This is a genomic window from Mesorhizobium sp. M0437 (assembly GCF_040321335.1).
Taxonomy (GTDB): domain Bacteria; phylum Pseudomonadota; class Alphaproteobacteria; order Rhizobiales; family Rhizobiaceae; genus Mesorhizobium.
Genome location: NZ_JAMYRK010000006.1, coordinates 103,647 through 119,665 on the forward strand (window position 1 = coordinate 103,647; position 16,019 = coordinate 119,665).

The following is a 16,019-nucleotide window of genomic DNA, read 5'->3' on the forward strand; positions in this document are numbered from 1 at the left end:
ATGGCGGCTCCTTTGCTCAGGATCGACAATCTGACGGTTCGCTTCCCGACCGCCGAGCCGGTCAGCCGGCTGAGCTTCGAGGTCGGTGAGGGCGAGACGCTGGCGATCGTTGGTGAATCAGGCTCCGGCAAGTCGCTGACCGCGCTCGCCCTGATGCAGCTTCTGCCGCGCTCGGCGAAAATACCCAATGGCAGGATCGAATTCGCCGGCAAGGATCTGCTTGGTCTCGACCAGAAGGCTATGCGGAGCCTGCGCGGACGCGAGATCGCCATGATCTTCCAGGAGCCGATGACGTCGCTCAATCCGGTGCTGACCATCGGCCGGCAGATCACCGAGGTGCTGACGCTGCACGAAGGCATACGCGGCAAGGCAGCGCGGAACCGTGCCATCGAGCTTCTCAATCTGGTTCGCATTCCCGATCCGCAGCGGCGCATCGATGACTATCCGCACCAGCTTTCCGGCGGCATGCGCCAGCGCATCATGATTGCCATCGCCGTCGCCTGCCGGCCGCGCCTGCTGATTGCCGACGAACCGACGACGGCGCTCGACGTGACCATCCAGGCGCAGGTGCTCGACCTGCTCGATACGCTGCGCCGCGAACTGTCGATGGCTGTCATGCTCATCACCCACGATCTTGGTGTCGTGGCACAATGGGCCGACAAGGTCGTCGTCATGTATGCCGGCCGCAAGGTTGAACAGGCGCTGCCGGACGCACTGTTCAGAACACCCCTTCACCCCTATACGCGCGGCCTGCTGGCGGCGTCGCCGCGGCTGAAGACCAATCTCCACTACCGCGACGCCAGGCTGACGGAGATTCCCGGCAGTATCGTCTCGGCCGCCGGCGAAAAGGGCTGCCCGTTCCGCCCGCGCTGCGCGGTGGCGCGCGACAGCTGCGCCCATTTCGTACCCGACCTCGTCGAGGTGAGCGAGGATCGTCTAGTCGCCTGCCCCTACAGCTTCATTCCGGAGGTTGCGCATGGCGCTGCTCTCGGTCTCTGACCTTTCCACCCATTTCCACGCCCAGGGCGGCACGCTGCGCGCCGTCGATGGCGTATCCCTCGAAGTCGGACGCGGCGAGACGGTTGGTCTCGTCGGCGAAAGCGGTTGCGGAAAATCGACGCTAGGCAAGACCATCATGCGGCTGGTCGACCCGACTAGCGGCAGGATCGAGTTCAACGGCACCGACATCACCGTTCTCGACACGCGCCGGCTGAAGGCGGCGCGCCGTAATATCCAGATGATCTTCCAGGATCCGTTCGCATCGCTCAATCCGCGCCACACGATCGGCGACATCCTGACAGCACCACTGAAGGTCCATGGCATCGGCAACACGGCCGAGCGGCGCACCATCGTCGAGGACATCATCGAGCGTGTCGGTCTGCCGAGGGATTCGCTTGGCCGCTACCCGCATGAATTTTCCGGCGGGCAACGCCAGCGCATCGGCATCGCCCGGGCGCTGATCCTCAATCCGGAACTGGTTGTGTGCGACGAGCCGGTGTCGGCGCTCGACCTTTCGATCCAGGCGCAGATTCTGAACCTGCTGGTCGACATGAAACGTCAGCTCGGCCTGTCCTATCTCTTCATTTCGCACGATCTATCAGTCGTTCGCTATTTCGCCGACCGGGTGCTGGTGATGTATCTCGGACGCATTGTCGAAAGCGCCGACAATGCGGCGCTGTGGACCTCGCCAAAGCATCCCTACACGCGCGCGCTGATGGATGCCGTGCCGGACCCGGCGCGCCGACGTCAGGCCGCGCCGATCCATGGCGATCTGCCAAGCCCGCAGAACATCCCCAGCGGCTGCCGTTTCCATACCCGCTGCCCGCTGGCGACCGATCTGTGCCGTTCGCAGGAACCGGCGTTCCGAGCGATCGCGCCGGGACACCATGTCGCCTGCCACTACGCCGAACCAACCATCAACTGAAATTCAACGGAGCAGAAAAATGTCCGACTACCGCTATCTTGGCCGCAGCGCCCTGAAGGTTTCGCCGCTCAGCCTGGGCACGATGATGTTCGGCGGGCCGACCGAGGAGACGGTCGCGCATCGCATCATCGACAAGGCGCGCGAGCAAGGCATCAACTTCATCGACACCGCCGACGTCTACCACAACGGCAAGTCCGAGGAAGTCGTCGGTCGCGGTATCAAGGTGACGCGCGATCATTGGGTCGTGGCGACCAAGTTCGTCAACTCGCATGACAAGGGGCCTAATCTCGGCGGCCATTCGCGCAAATGGGTGATCCAGACGGTCGAGAACAGCCTGCGGCGCCTGGGAACAGACTATATCGACCTGTTCTACTTCCACCGCGCCGTCTTCGATGCGCCGCTGGAAGAGCCGGTGCGGGCGATCGCCGACCTGATCCGCCAGGGCAAGCTGCGCTATTTCGGCGTCTCCAACTTTCGTGGCTGGCGCATCGCCGAAGTCGCGCATCTGGCCGATGAACTCGGCATCGACCGGCCGGTAGCCAGCCAGCCGCTCTATAACATCGTCAACCGCACCGCCGAGGCCGAACAGCTGCCGGCGGCCGCCTACTACGGTCTTGGCGTCGTCTCCTACAGCCCGCTGGCGCGCGGCGTGCTGACCGGCAAATACGAGCCGAACCAGGCGCCTGCCGCCGACACGCGGGCCGGCCGTGGCGACAAGCGCATCGCCGAGACCGAGTGGCGCCCGGAATCGATCGAGATCGCCAGGCAGATCGCGGCGCACGCAAAGTCACGCGGCGTCTCGGCCGCCGATTTCGCGCTGGCCTGGGTGTTGAACAACCGGCTGATCACGGCGGCGATCGCCGGCCCGCGTACCGAGGAACAGTGGGACAGCTATGCGAAGGCATTGGACTTCAGGCTGAGCGCCGAGGACGAGGCCTTTGTCGACCGCCTCGTCACTGCCGGTCATGCCTCAACGCATGGGTTCAATGATCCGAGCCATCCGGTCGAAGGCCGCGTGCCGCGTTCGGAGCCGGCCGCGCCGATCCCGCTGACACGGCCTCTGCGCGCCGCCTGACGGTCGCCGACGAAATGGCGGGGCCGGCGGCCCCGCCCGCGTTTCCAATTGCTTTGGACAGATGAGAGAGCCCATGAATTTCCACGTCGAACGGCTGCGCCAGAACATCGTCGTGCTTTCGGGCAACACCCACAGGCCGTCGAAGTCGCGGACGCTGGCGCATCATCTCGGCGAGGCGCTGCGCGAAAGATTGTCTGTCACAGTAAATTTCCTCGATCTTGTCGATGCCGGCCGTGGTCTGGGTGCTGCGTTTACGCGAAGGGAATTGACGCCGGAGGCGCTGAATGTGGTAAACGCGGTCGAACAGGCCGACGCGCTGATCGTCACGACGCCGGTCTACAACGGCTCCTATGCTGGCCTGTTCAAGCATCTGTTCGACCTCATCGATCCACTGGCGCTCGTCGACCGGCCGGTCCTGATCGGCGCGACGGGTGGTGGCCAGCGCCACGCGCTGGTAGTCGAACATCAGCTTCGCCCGCTGTTTGGCTTTTACTCCGCCCTGACGGTGCCGAGCGCCGTCTATGGCAGTGACAGCGACTTTGCCGACGGCAAGCTCGTAGATTCGCTGGTTCTGGCGCGGGCCGGGCAGGCCGTGGATCAATTCGTTGCCCTGCTTTCAGCGCGCCAGCCGAAGAGCCAACCGGTCCGGGCGGCTTCGGGCTGACGGATAAAGTGCCAAGGCAAGTGCCTGATAGGCGATATATGGCCAAGGCGCGGCCCGTAAGCACTCCGCATTTTGCGCCTGAATAATCCCGCGGGCGACAGGGTGCCGTCTAAATCCGAATTCTTTTTTAAGCGCGAGCTGATTTTAAGAATTCCATTGCTATCTAAGTCTATAATATCAGTGGACTTTAATCCAACGCTCTTTGAATAGGGCGGTCGAGGGGTTTGCCCTCTGTTCAAAAGGATTAAGGCTCCATGCGAAAACTTATTTCCGCCGCCCTTGTCGGGCTTGCCATAGCGGCCACATCCGCTGCAGCGCATGCCGACGACAAGAAAGTCGTCATCGCCTACCAGACCGGTGCCAATCCCTACAACCTCGGTATTGCCAACGGCGATCTTGCCAAGAAAACCGGCTGGAACATCGAATACCGCCGCTTCAATTCCGGTGCTGACATCTTTGCTGCCATCGCATCCGGCGACGTCCAGATCGGCGATGTCGGATCAAGCCCGTTCGCCGCAGCCGTCAGCAGGGGCATCGACGTGAAGGCCTTCTACATCTCCTCGGTCTCCCGTGACGGAGAAGCCCTGGTGGTGCGGCCCGATATCAAGTCGCCGGCCGACCTGCGGGGCAAGAAGCTCGCGGCCGCGCCAGTATCGACGGACCATTACCAGCTTCTCGCCGTCCTCAAGCAGGAAGGCATTTCGGAGAAAGAAACCCAGGTCATCGCCATTCCGCAGCCCGAAATCGTCGCTGCCTGGAAGCGCGGCGACATTGACGGGGCCTTCGTCTGGGATCCGGCACTCTCTGAACTCAAAAAGGACGGCAAGGTTCTGCTCACAGCCGGCCAGGTCGCCGACCGTGGCGCGCCGACCTTCAGCGCGCTGGTCGTGACCGGCGAGTTCGCCAAGGCCAATCCCGACTTCCTCGGCCAGTATGTCCGGCTGATCGACGGCTACAACACCGCCTACCTGAGCAACCCGGCCGCATGGGGACCGGACTCAGAGAGCGCCAAGCTGATCGCCAAATTGCAGGGCGGCACGGCGGCCGAGAATTCGGAGCAGTTGAAGACGACTGTGGTTCCGCCGCTCGACGAGCAGGTGTCCGACAAATGGCTGGGCGGTGGCGACAAGAGCGCCGTTGCGAAAATCCTCAAGGACACCGCAGGCTTCCTGAAGGACCAGCACAAGATCACCGCCATCAAGGACAGCTACGCCGCGTTCGCCGATCCGGAATACGCAGACGCTGCCAAGGCCTCGAACTAGAAATCACCTGACGAAATTCAGGTTCTGGCTGGCGGAATTCTCGCCAGCCAGACTGCTTGGAGGCCCACCATGCTTCGGATCCGCGATGCCAGCGTGACCTTTCCGGCCTCGGATGGCCAGGACGTACACGCGCTTGATCACGTCTCGCTCGATATCGCTCCAGATTCCATCGTTGTCGCGGTTGGTGCTTCCGGATGCGGCAAGTCGACATTGCTCAACGCGATCGCCGGCTTCCTGCCGCTCACCGAAGGCACGATCACACTGGACGGAAAAGAAATTGTCGCGCCCGGCGGCGATCGTGGCGTCGTCTTCCAGAAAGATACCTTGCTGCCCTGGGCCAATGTGCTGGACAATGTCGCTCTCGGCCTGAAATACCGAGGCGTGCGGCGCGGCGAACGCCATGAGCGATCGAGGCGTCTGCTGGAACTGGTCGGGCTCGCCGATTTCGCCGAAAAGCCGCCCTATGAACTGTCCGGCGGCATGCGCCAGCGAGTCGGCATCGCGCGGGCGCTGGCCACCGATCCGAAGATCCTGCTGATGGACGAGCCGTTCGGCGCCCTCGACAGCCTGACGCGCGAGACGATGCAGCAGCTTCTGGCCTCGGTCTGGGCCAAGACCGGCAAGCAGATCCTGTTCATTACCCATTCGATCGAGGAAGCCCTCACGCTCGGCACCACCATCGTTGTGATGTCGCCTCGACCAGGCCGCATCGTTGCCCGGTTCGACGCCGACTTCGTTCGCGACTTCGCTGAGAGCGGCGACATCGGGCCGATCCAGTCCCACCCGCGTTTCATCGAACTGCGGCAGGAAATCCGCTCGCTCATCCACCAGCCGGAAGGCGCCCGCACAGGAACCTTGCAATGACGCTCGCCGCCAATTCCGGAACCTCTTTTTCGTCTTCGATAGCTCAGCGCGCGCCGTCTCCCAAGACGCGCCGGTCCGCTTCGACAAGCACGCTCGGCATCAGCCTGGTCACCCTGGCGTCGCTCATCGCCTTGTGGTTTTTGGCCACGCGCTTCGGCTGGGCGTCGCCGCTGTTCCTGCCGTCGCCCGCCGAGGTACTGACCCAGTTCAGCGCCGTCTGGGCCGATGGCTATGCCAACGGTACGCTCCTCGAGCACACACTCGCCAGCCTCGGCCGCATCGCCGCGGCGCTCGGTGTCGGCATTTTCCTGGGCATTCCGCTCGGCCTGCTGATGGGACTCAATCGCTGGGTCAAGGGCATTTTCAGCGTTCCGATCGATCTCTACTGGGGTCTGCCGCCTCTGGCCTACCTGCCGCTGCTGATCATCTGGCTGGGCATCGGCGAAACGTCCAAGATCGTGCTCCTGTCGCTGTCGACCTTCGCCCCGATCTGTTTTGCCGCACAGGCCGGCGTCCGGTCGGTGCCGGCCGAACGCATCAATGCCGCGCTGTCGCTCGGTGCGAGCCGGCTGCAACTTTTCACCAGCATCATCCTGCCGTCCGCGTTGCCGGAAATCATGACCGGCCTGAAGATTGCCATCGGCGCCGGATTGTCCACGCTGGTAGCGGCCGAGCTGATCGCGGCCCAGTCGGGCCTCGGCTACATGATCATGTCGGCGGCCAATTTCCTCGCCACCGACGTCGTCTTCGTCGGCCTCATCGTCATCGCCATCCTTGCCTTCGCCTTTACCAGCGGCATGCGCTGGCTGGAGCATCGCCTCATCCCCTGGAAGGGCAAGATCTGACGCTTGCCTAGACATTCCGCAATCGCTGAAGGAAACAATCCGATGTCCAGCAACACCCGTCCGCTCGACCTCTACTGGTATCTGCCGACCCATGGCGATGGACCGTATCTCGGCACGGACGAGCGGCACCGCCCGGCAACCTTCGGCTATCTCAGGGAGATCGCCCAGGCTGCGGACCGGCTTGGCTTCAAGGGCGTGCTCCTGCCGACAGGAACGCGTTGCGAAGACGCCTGGATCGTGGCGGCCGGGCTGATCCCGCTCACCGAACGGCTGAGGTTCCTCGTGGCACTTCGGCCGGGCAGCGGAACACCGGCGCTGTTTGCGCGTCATGCGGCCACTCTGGACCGCATTTCCGGTGGTCGTGTCCTGCTCAATGTCGTCACTGGAGCCGACCCGGCCGATCTCGCCGGCGACGGCAACAAGCTCAGTCATGACGAGCGCTATGCACAGACCGACGAGTTCCTGACGATCTGGCGGCGGATCCTTTCGGGTGAGCCGGCGGATTTCGACGGCAAATATCTTTCCGCCCACGGCATCGACATTTCCTTCCCGCCGGTTCAGCGGCCGCATCCGCCACTCTGGTTCGGAGGCTCTTCGGATGCCGGCATCGCGATCGCCGCCAAGCACGTGGACACCTATCTGAGCTGGGGTGAACCGGTGGACCAGCTTGCCGAAAAGATCGGCCGCGTCAGACAGGCAGCAGCGGCGCAAGGCCGAACGATCCGCTTCGGCCTTCGCATTCACCTGATCGTACGCGAAACGGAGGATGAGGCGTGGGCGGCGGCCGACCGGCTGATCAGCCACGTCACCGACGACCTGATCGCCGAAGCCCAGAAGGGATTTGTCCATATTTCGGAATCCGTCGGCCAAAAGCGCATGTCGGCGCTGCATCAGGGCCGCCGCGACCGGCTGATCGTCGGCCCGAACCTGTGGGCGGGACCGGGGCTGGTGCGTGGCGGTGCGGGAACGGCCCTGGTCGGCAATCCCGACAATGTTGCCGCGCGCATTCGCGAGTATCAGGAGATCGGCATCGAAACCATCATCGCGTCCGGCTATCCGCATCTGGAAGAGGCGTTCAACGTCGCTGAATTGCTTTTCCCCAAACTCGGCCTGAATGGCGAAGCCGCACCCCAGGAGCGCAGCTGGGACGTCGAGTTCGGACGCCCCAAAGTCACCGCGTCCGCTTCGTGACGACCTGCCGACAGCGTTGGCCAGAGCGATGTCCTTTCGCTTCGCGACGGCGATCGGAGCGAGGCTGCGGCCAGGTCCAATGACATGGCTTTCGGGAATCGACCGAGAGCAACGAGCGTCCTGGCTAACCGCCGGATAAAGTTAGGATAGGCCATATCCGGCCGCTCAAGCGAGCTCGGCTGGCGTTATCCCAGGAGCCCTCCTGGGATAACTGCTATTGAGGCCGCGGCCGGTCCCTCCGACAGCCTCAGGCGGTAACGAGGTCGCTCACATCGGCCCCGGCACCATCTTGGTGGGCTGCTCCGGCATCGGGAACGCATAATTGTCGCATTTCACGTCCGGGTTCGTCGGGCTGAACATTCCGAGCGGGTTGTCCTTGAACAGCCAGGCGTGAAGGTCGTAGTGGTGGAACTCCTTCGGGATGAGCGGATAATGCCCCTCCATCGGCCCCTGGAATGTCTGGCCGAAGAGCTTCGGCGGCTCCTTGGTGTCGGGCGTCAAGGGCACGAGCCATTCCGCGCCGACCAGGCGCAATTCGCCGCCGACCGGCTCATAGATCAGCACATTGGGGCGCGTCGGATCCGCGGTCGGGCCGACAGTCGTGACGTTGACGAAATGGATGCCCATCGCGCCCTTCGGGTAGTCCATCGCCCCCTCTACCTTTTCACCGCTGTAGAAGACGCATCCTACCGTCGATAGATAAAGCTCGCGAATGGCAACCTTGTAGTCTTCATACCTGGACAGCGATTTACGCAGGGCATCGATCTCGGCTTTGTCGGGTTCGGCCGCCCGAGGCGTGGCGGCGTTCAGACACGCGCCAACGAGACCTGCCAAGGTGAGGATACCGACACGCCTGAGGTGAGTTGTTTTCATCATGCATTCCTCCCAGATTTTTTTCTTCTGGCCGTGCAGGACCGAGGCGGCAGTGATGCTGGACGCGCGGCCGTAATTGATCGCCTCATCCCGGTTGGGACTGCGTCGATGCTAATCCTTTCCGCTGATCGGGAGAATTAACCCTGACGACCTAGGCCCGAGAGAGCCGACGGTGCGGAGACGGACGGTCGGGCCCACTTTGGACCCCATGCACTAGCGCCGGCGCAGCAGGCTCCTCATCCGGTTGCGCAGCAGGCGCGCCATGTTGCGGGTTTCGCGGTAGAGGTGAAGCTGCGACGCCGCCTGGCGGGCGGGGCGGTCGGCGTCCGGCGTCAGCCCGATCACCAGCGTGCCCATCGGCTTGCGTTCGCTCCACAGCCGGCTCATCACCGGATGGTCGGGCACCGCGCAGGAATCGGTCATCATGATGTTGGGGTCGTCGAGATGCTGCCTGGTCACCTCGATCATCAGCAGCGTGCCCGGCGAATAGGCAGCGAGCGTCTCGTCATAGGCGGTCTTCCAGGTGTAGGCGACGCCGGCCTCGACGAAGACGACCAGGCAGGCGATGGTGCGGCCGTCGAGCGTCAGCGAATGGATGCGGCAAAGATCCTGTTCGGCCAGCCGGTGCACCGCTTCGCGGGCGAAGGCGGCGCGGTAGCGGTCGATGGCCATGGCGGTGCGCTCGCGGCCTTTCCAGCCGGCGGCCTCCAGTGTCAGGAAATTCTCGATGGCATGGCGGATCTCGTCCGGCCCGCGCGCCACGACATGCTCCAGCCGGCCGAGGTCGGCAAGGCGGCGCTTCAGGCGGCGGAACTCGCGATAATGGTGCGCGCGCAGCGAAGCTTTCAGATATTCCTCGCCATTGAGCTCGCTTTCGAGCACCGGGCGCTCGGCCTTGCCGGTGGTGACCAGCGTCAGGCCGCGCGTTTCGGCGACGCTGGCGAGCAGGCTCGCCACCGGGCCATCCAGCCTTATGTCGGGCAGCACGAAGACTTTCGGCAGTTTGAGATGCGGCCTGGACAGCATCGAGAAGAAATCCTCGATCACGCCGATCGGATCGTCGCGGTCGACCAGCGGCGTGCCGATCGGGCCGAACGGGCTCGACCAGGTGCGCATGACGGGAACTCCGAGCGGCACCGCCGGCCGCTCGACCGAGAACGGCACCAGCAGGCGCAGCCGGTTGCGATACTGGTCGCCGTCGCGGATGACGGCCAGCCGCACCTCACGGTCCTCGAGCCTGGGCATGGCCGGCGCCAGGAAGCGCGGATTGAAGAAGACGTTGGGCTCGATCGTGCGGGTACAGAGATAGTCGAGCTCCTCGACCAGGTCGAAGCCGGCGGAGGCCGGATAGATGGCAAGCTTGCGCTCGGGCCGGTTGTTGGCGAGGATCTCGACATGGGCGGGATCGGCTTCGCGGGCAAGCCCGGCAAGGCCGGACACCATGGCGCCGGCCGGGCCGCCGCTGGTTTCCTCGAGCAAGGGGACGGCAGCCATCAGGCGGCTCCTTTGGCGGGCACGAAAATGACCATGGCGATGCCGAGCTTGCGCCAGACCGTAAAGGACAGCGCGCCGGCCTCGAAGATCATGGCGAAGACGGTGGCCATCGCCGCGCCCCACAGGCCGAAGAGCGGGATCAGCACGACGCTAAGCGCGATGTTGAAGGCCAGCGTCATGGCATAGACGGCGGCACAGATATTCTGGTTGCCGCTCATGGTGAGCAGGCTTTCGCAAGGGCCGACGGCGGCCCGCGCGACGACGCCGAACACCAGCAGGAACAGCAGCGGATAACCGGCGGAAAATTCGGGGCCGAACAGGGTCAGCATCGGCTCGCCCAGGGCCAGCACCAGCAGCGCCATGACCAGCGACGGCCAGAAGGTCCACGACACGGTTTCGCGGGCAAAGGCGGCGAGCTTTTGCGGCTCGCCATGGGTGAACTGGGCATAGCGCTGGGCAACGCCGGCCTTGACGGCGAAATAGACGAAATGCACCAGTGCCAGCGTCTTGACCGTGGCGAAATAGACGGCGACGTCGTTGGGATCGAGATAGGCGCCGACCATCAGCACGTCGGCGTTGGTGAGCAGGAAGAAGAAGCTCTCGACCAGGAAGATCGGCAGCGAGACGATGAACCAGTGGCCGAAATGCAATTTCATCGGTCCGGCCGGGATCCTTTTGTCGATGCGCGACGTCACGCCGATAAGCTGGCCGAGCGTGGTGGCATAGGTGGCGGTGATCGCGGCGAAGATCGCCGTTCTGGCGTCGGGCGCATAGCCCGCCAGGAGCATCAGCGCCATGAACGCCAGGATCAGCAGCGGCCGCACCAGGAATGTCGGCGACAGCGCAAACAGCGCCCAGGAATTGGCCCGCGCCAGCCCTTGCAGCAGGTCGGACATGGCGATCATCGGCAGGCAGATGATGCCGAGGATGAACGGCACGACATAGTAGTTTTCGATATAGGCCGACAGCAGCCAGACGCCGAGCGCGCCGAGGCCGGCGATCACGGTGGAGGCAATCAGCACGAACAGCCGGCTGGCCCGCACGATGCCGCGCAGTTCGGCCATCATGCCGCGCTCGCGATATTCGGGAATGAAGCGGATGATCGAGGTGTGGAAGCCGAGGCAGGCGAGATTGCCGACGATGACCATCGTCACCCACACGAGGACGAAAATGCCGTATTCGAACGAGCCCATCCAGCGCGCCATCAGGACCTGGCTGACGAAGGCGATGACGGCGCTGACGATGCGGACCGAAAAGGCGATCAGCGACATGCGGCCGGCCTCGCCGCGCGCGCCGGCGCTGAACAGGACGGCATCGATCAGGCCAAGCAGCGGCCTGATGCGCAGCGCAAGGCGCTGCGGCAGGAACCGCCCGGCTGTCGTCGCCGCGGAAAAGCGCACCCCGATCACACTCCGTTTTCCGCCAATTTACAGGGGTTGGGTGTAGCGGAGACACATTAAGAAACGGTTGGGTGGGGAGTTCCCTTCGCCCCGTCTCTATACGGGGAGAAGGTGCCGGCAGGCGGATGAGGGGCGGCGCTGGCTTTCGAAAATTTGCCTTGCCCTACCGTTGTTGCAGACGTTCTCAAAATAAAGCTTACTAACGAAGGTAGGGAGTCGCAAAGGTATAGACAAATTTTGCTTTAGGGGACAAAGTTCATTGCCCAATTTTGGATTGTGCGACGTTTTTCTGAAAAAATCAGTTGAGCTCATCCGCTTAGTTCACCCGACTGCCAGATGTCTAGATCGAACAACATTCGCGAAAAAATATTTGGCGGGGAAATGATTGAATTTACGCCGCAACTGCTCCACCTCCATACCCTAGAGTCTCTGTTGACAGATCTGGTTAGTGATCGGGCGGTTGCTATTGACGGTGACGTATTATTTGCGTTGGCCGATAACCGGGCACGCAGCGCTCTACAATGGTACCGGACGCGAGGCGCGGCAAATTGGATAGCCAACGTAAGTGCTGCGCACGCTGAACAATTGGTGGATGCAATTCTCGCTGAGCCGCCAGAAGTGGCGGCAATTCCGGCGCGCGCGGCTAATACCAACAATAGGCGTCTGACGTTGGTAAAGCTCGAAGCTCATAGGTTTGCGGGGCTTCACAAATTTGGAACTCCTGGCGCGCCTCCGCAAAACTATGTTCATGAATTTACAGCGCCGGTGACCCTGTTCGAGGGCCGCAACGGCTCCGGAAAGACCTCGCTAGCAAATGCCATTATTTGGGGTCTAACAGGTGAGATCCTTCGCCCACAGCGCGAGCCAGAAAGGGCGGATGTAGACTTCGATTGCTGGATAGCAAATGCAGATGGAGAGGACGGTGAAACGGCGCACCGGCTCTCCCCAGTTACCCCCATGCCAGATGTTTCTCAATTTCGGCCTGATCAGGGGTGGGTTCCAGCTGACACATGGGTTGAGTTGACCTTTGCTGACGAAGAAGGGGAAATATTGCCCCCTGTCCGCCGCATTCAGAGGCGAACCGCGCGAGGTGTCCTTGAGGAGATTCCGCCGGAGCTAGCTGGCCTCGCCATTGATCCGATAGCCGTGCGGATCGGGACAGTTATGCCAGGCCTTCTCCCACTCATCAAAGTTGGAAGTGAATCCGAACTAGGCCGGGCCGTCGCCGAGTTAACGGGCCTATCGGCGCTGGTAGACCTCGCCGGGCACGCTCTGCGCGCCAAGAACAAGATAAAGGAGTTTATTAAGGCCAAAACTAAGGAACTGGAGGGAATTGATCGGATTTACAGAACTGCGCGGGACGACTTTACTGCGGAGCTAAAGCCCTATCCGGCGCTCGTGCCGCCAAAGGCGATGCCGGAACCTTCTAGTGATGCGACTGCTGAAGAAACCCTTGACGAAATCACCGGGTATTTTGAAGCCACAAAGGCGACAGCCTATGAGTCCGTTCGCGATATCCTTGGTGAAGGGTTCGATCCCGTTGACCCCAAACGGAGCGCCGATCTTGAGACTTCGATTGCGCCCGCACTCAACGAAGTAGGTCAGCCCCAACGACTTCCCTCGATGGCAAGGTTGCGGGGTTTTCGCGAACTCTCGTCGGAGCAGCTAAGCACCGCCGAGACCAAAATTGCCGAGATAGTACGTGAGGCAAAGTTACTCGACGCTTTGGCGCGAGATCCATCGTCTGCGGCTCGTTCGCGCCTTTACGCTCATGTGGCTACTTGGATCGAAGAACATCCCGACGCTGTCCGCACTGAAGATCAGTGCGTTGTGTGTGGCGGCTCTCTGGTCGAAGCCCAGGACCCCGTCAGTGGCCGGCTTGTAAAGACGCATATTCACGAGGCTAGCCTGGACGCCTCGCTGATTGCCCAAACCCTAAATCGCTGGTCACAGATCGCTCTAGGTGAACTTAACAGCGTTCTACCCGAAGCATTGCAAGCTGAACTCAAACGCGATCTGCCGACTCATCCCATCGACCTCATACGCAAGGCTCTGGTCGATGAACTTTTCGCTCTTGACGCGTTCGGAGGCGAATTGGTCGCTCTCAAAAGTGAGACGGCCAAAGCCTTTGACGAAGTCGTCAAACAGAGCCCCGACCTCCCTGCCGCTACCCCGATCTCGCTTCCTGCGACTTGTGCGGCCCTCACGGAGGGATTGAAGCGTCTCGACTTGGCATTGCGTTTTGCCCGATGGCGACAAGAAAACGAGGTCTTCGCACGTCAAGTCTTTGAAAACGTCGTTGGTCGTAGGCGCAAAACGGGTGAGCTTCCAGAAAAGGTCACACTCATGGGCAAGCTCTTAGAGCTTGATGTCACTGTGAAAGGCGCGGAGCCAATTACCAAGGCCCTAGCAAAGTGCACTCGTTTGAAAGATGAAATCAAACTTCGGCGTGCTGCCGAAAAACGGATCGCCGAGTACGAAACCGCGGGCACCGCGCTCGTAAATCTTTCAAAGTTAGGCGAGTTGGCGGATCGGCAAGTCGATCAACTGCGTAAGACCCTCCGCACCGAAGCAGCGCTATGGCGGTCGCGAATTTATGTCAGCACGTTCCCCAGCACCGCACACGAGTTGGTCGACGCTTCTATGGGACGGAAGGGCAAACTCGATCTTGTTGTTCGTGCAGGTGGTGTGTCTGCGCCTGCACAGCACGTGACAAATGCGTCGGCGCTGCGGGCTAGTTTGGTTGGTTTCTTCTTTGCCTTTTGGGAGCATGTGCTGAAAACCCGTGGGGGTCTTAAGACCCTTTTGCTCGATGATCCGCAGGAATTGCTCGATGATGAAAATCGGCAACAGCTAGCCAACTCCTTTGGAACCCTTATCGAGCTAGGCGCACAGCTAATTGTTACGTCTTACGATAGGCGCTTTGCCGGCGTGGTTGCCCGGCTGCCGGTTCGTCCCGCTGTGGAACACCTTGCCGTTCATCCGGCTACGCTGAACCAACCTGTAGTTAGAACAACACCCCATCAGGCAGAGATCGAGGCTCGCAAGGAATTGTATGATAGAGACCGAAATGCTGAAGAGCCTGCTCGATCTTATGCGGACGGTTGCAGAGTTTTCTTTGAAGCAGCGTTGGGTGATGTGTTCGATGATCCCGCTCATTTGGTTTGGGCAAAAGCAAATCCCGATCCAACATTGAGAACCTTTGCAGATCGCCTGCGATCTTGCATAAAAGCCGGTCCGCAAGGGATGTTTGCGATGCAGGTGTTTTCAGACTTCATCTCGCACCCAGCGTTGGCCGAAGGCTCGCTCGTGCTGCAATTGATGAACAAAGCGCATCATGGGAATCGTCAGGAAATTCGTCCGGGGGAGGTTGCGCAATGTGCCGATGATCTTGGGCAACTCGTTGTGCTTACCGGGCGAATGTACGAGGAATGCGATCGATGGAAGCGCCGCGCGGCCATTTCACCAACCCCCACTGGGGCAGTTGACGTGCCGCCGGCCTTAGATCCGATGACGCCGCCGTCACTTAACCTGATAGTCTACCCTGATCTTGCGGCATTTACCCAACACTCTCCCGCCATGGGTTCGCAAGAGGCCACAGAACCGTTCGATCCTAAGCTATTGGTTGGAAAGGCTGTATTCTATCTACGTCGCCATAATTTTGGCTTTGCGGCTCCCCAAGGATCTCTAGCAATTGTCGAAGCGCAGCCCGGTCCGGTCCTCGACCGCCGTCTCGTCATCGCGCGTCACGGTCAGTCGATCTTCGCGCGCCGGTTCCTTCGCTCGAAGGGCTCGGACTTTATTGGGTTAACAGCGGAAGTTCCGGATCCTAGCGCAAAAAGTCCTTACACAGTATTTTTTCCTGAAGCAGAAGTTTCCGTCCATCAGGTTGCGGGTGTTTTGTTCGATCACGACATCAAAGTAGATCAAGGGCAGGATGAGGCCGTTCTCGTTGATGCATCTAAAGTTCTGGCTCGCGTTGAGGTCGGGTTTCGCGTTGTAGATGAGAGCGCTGTGCCGCTTGCTCTTCCAAAGCAGATAGTGCTCGGAGGGCCTTCAATCAGTCTTGCCGAAATTGGGCACCATGAGGGAACGTTGGTTGCGCTGGCTCTCGATAGCGGAGCCGGTATATTCAAGCGGATAGGGTCCGCTCTCCCCGGAAATCTCGCTCATCTGCGTCAATTCGAGAGCATAGGCGGTCTTGGTTCATCGGAAGTCCTATCTGTAGGAAAGGCGCAACCTGGCGTCCCACAAGTGCAACACGTGCGCCGAATAATCGGTGTGATCTATAACGGTTGAAGCTGGTGCGTGAGATCCGCTTGGCCAAAAAACCCTCCGGCCAGCCGCCCCCCTCAGGTGGGGAGATTGGCCAACGCCGGTGCTGCCCGTCATCCGCCCGTCGGGCACCTTCTCCCCGTAGAACGGGG

At 61.5% G+C, this 16,019-nt stretch carries 12 protein-coding genes; 9 read left to right on the forward strand and 3 right to left on the reverse strand.

From position 1 onward, the window contains the following. The 8 genes from NKI72_RS06195 to ssuD all read left to right on the forward strand — a co-directional run bounded on the left by NKI72_RS06195 (position 1) and on the right by ssuD (position 7,825). A complete protein-coding gene (locus NKI72_RS06195; RefSeq protein WP_352471356.1) occupies positions 1-999 on the forward strand; it encodes an ABC transporter ATP-binding protein in 999 nt (332 codons plus the stop codon). After that, a complete protein-coding gene (locus NKI72_RS06200; RefSeq protein WP_352471355.1) occupies positions 977-1,924 on the forward strand; it encodes an ABC transporter ATP-binding protein in 948 nt (315 codons plus the stop codon). The genes NKI72_RS06195 and NKI72_RS06200 overlap by 23 nt, the downstream gene beginning before the upstream one ends. 19 nt (positions 1,925-1,943) lie before the next feature. Next, positions 1,944-2,999, forward strand: coding sequence for an aldo/keto reductase (locus tag NKI72_RS06205; protein ID WP_352471354.1), 1,056 nt, complete (start codon positions 1,944-1,946; stop codon positions 2,997-2,999). Between the two features lie 73 nt (positions 3,000-3,072). Next, positions 3,073-3,663: an FMN reductase gene (msuE, locus tag NKI72_RS06210; RefSeq protein WP_352471353.1), complete on the forward strand. Its 591-nt coding sequence runs from the start codon at positions 3,073-3,075 to the stop codon at positions 3,661-3,663. A 254-nt stretch (positions 3,664-3,917) separates the two neighbouring features. Then, positions 3,918-4,925, forward strand: coding sequence for a taurine ABC transporter substrate-binding protein (tauA, locus tag NKI72_RS06215; protein ID WP_352471352.1), 1,008 nt, complete (start codon positions 3,918-3,920; stop codon positions 4,923-4,925). Between the two features lie 69 nt (positions 4,926-4,994). Continuing rightward, on the forward strand, positions 4,995-5,789 hold the full coding sequence (locus NKI72_RS06220; protein WP_352471351.1) for a taurine ABC transporter ATP-binding protein: 795 nt from the start codon (positions 4,995-4,997) through the stop codon (positions 5,787-5,789). Then, on the forward strand, positions 5,786-6,634 hold the full coding sequence (locus NKI72_RS06225; protein ID WP_352542466.1) for an ABC transporter permease subunit: 849 nt from the start codon (positions 5,786-5,788) through the stop codon (positions 6,632-6,634). Before NKI72_RS06220 ends, NKI72_RS06225 begins: the two co-directional genes overlap by 4 nt. A 42-nt stretch (positions 6,635-6,676) precedes the next feature. After that, positions 6,677-7,825 carry an FMNH2-dependent alkanesulfonate monooxygenase gene (gene ssuD, locus NKI72_RS06230; RefSeq protein ID WP_352831693.1) on the forward strand — a complete coding sequence of 383 codons (1,149 nt, stop codon included), beginning with the start codon at positions 6,677-6,679 and terminating at the stop codon, positions 7,823-7,825. A 267-nt stretch (positions 7,826-8,092) separates the two neighbouring features. Here ssuD and NKI72_RS06235 read toward each other — a convergent pair whose 3' ends face one another. From NKI72_RS06235 to NKI72_RS06245, 3 genes are all read right to left on the reverse strand, one after another. Then, positions 8,093-8,701 carry a hypothetical protein gene (locus tag NKI72_RS06235; RefSeq protein ID WP_352831695.1) on the reverse strand — a complete coding sequence of 203 codons (609 nt, stop codon included), beginning with the start codon at positions 8,699-8,701 and terminating at the stop codon, positions 8,093-8,095. A gap of 210 nt (positions 8,702-8,911) precedes the next feature. Continuing rightward, positions 8,912-10,192: a GNAT family N-acetyltransferase gene (locus NKI72_RS06240; protein WP_352831697.1), complete on the reverse strand. Its 1,281-nt coding sequence runs from the start codon at positions 10,190-10,192 to the stop codon at positions 8,912-8,914. Further along, positions 10,192-11,592, reverse strand: coding sequence for a lipopolysaccharide biosynthesis protein (locus NKI72_RS06245; RefSeq protein WP_352831738.1), 1,401 nt, complete (start codon positions 11,590-11,592; stop codon positions 10,192-10,194). The genes NKI72_RS06240 and NKI72_RS06245 overlap by 1 nt, the downstream gene beginning before the upstream one ends. A 381-nt stretch (positions 11,593-11,973) precedes the next feature. On the opposite strand from NKI72_RS06245, the gene NKI72_RS06250 reads away from it, so the two are divergent. Beyond that, entirely contained in the window at positions 11,974-15,891 is a 3,918-nt protein-coding gene (locus NKI72_RS06250) for an ATP-binding protein (RefSeq protein ID WP_352849984.1), read from the forward strand. The last annotated feature ends 128 nt before the right edge of the window (positions 15,892-16,019 follow it).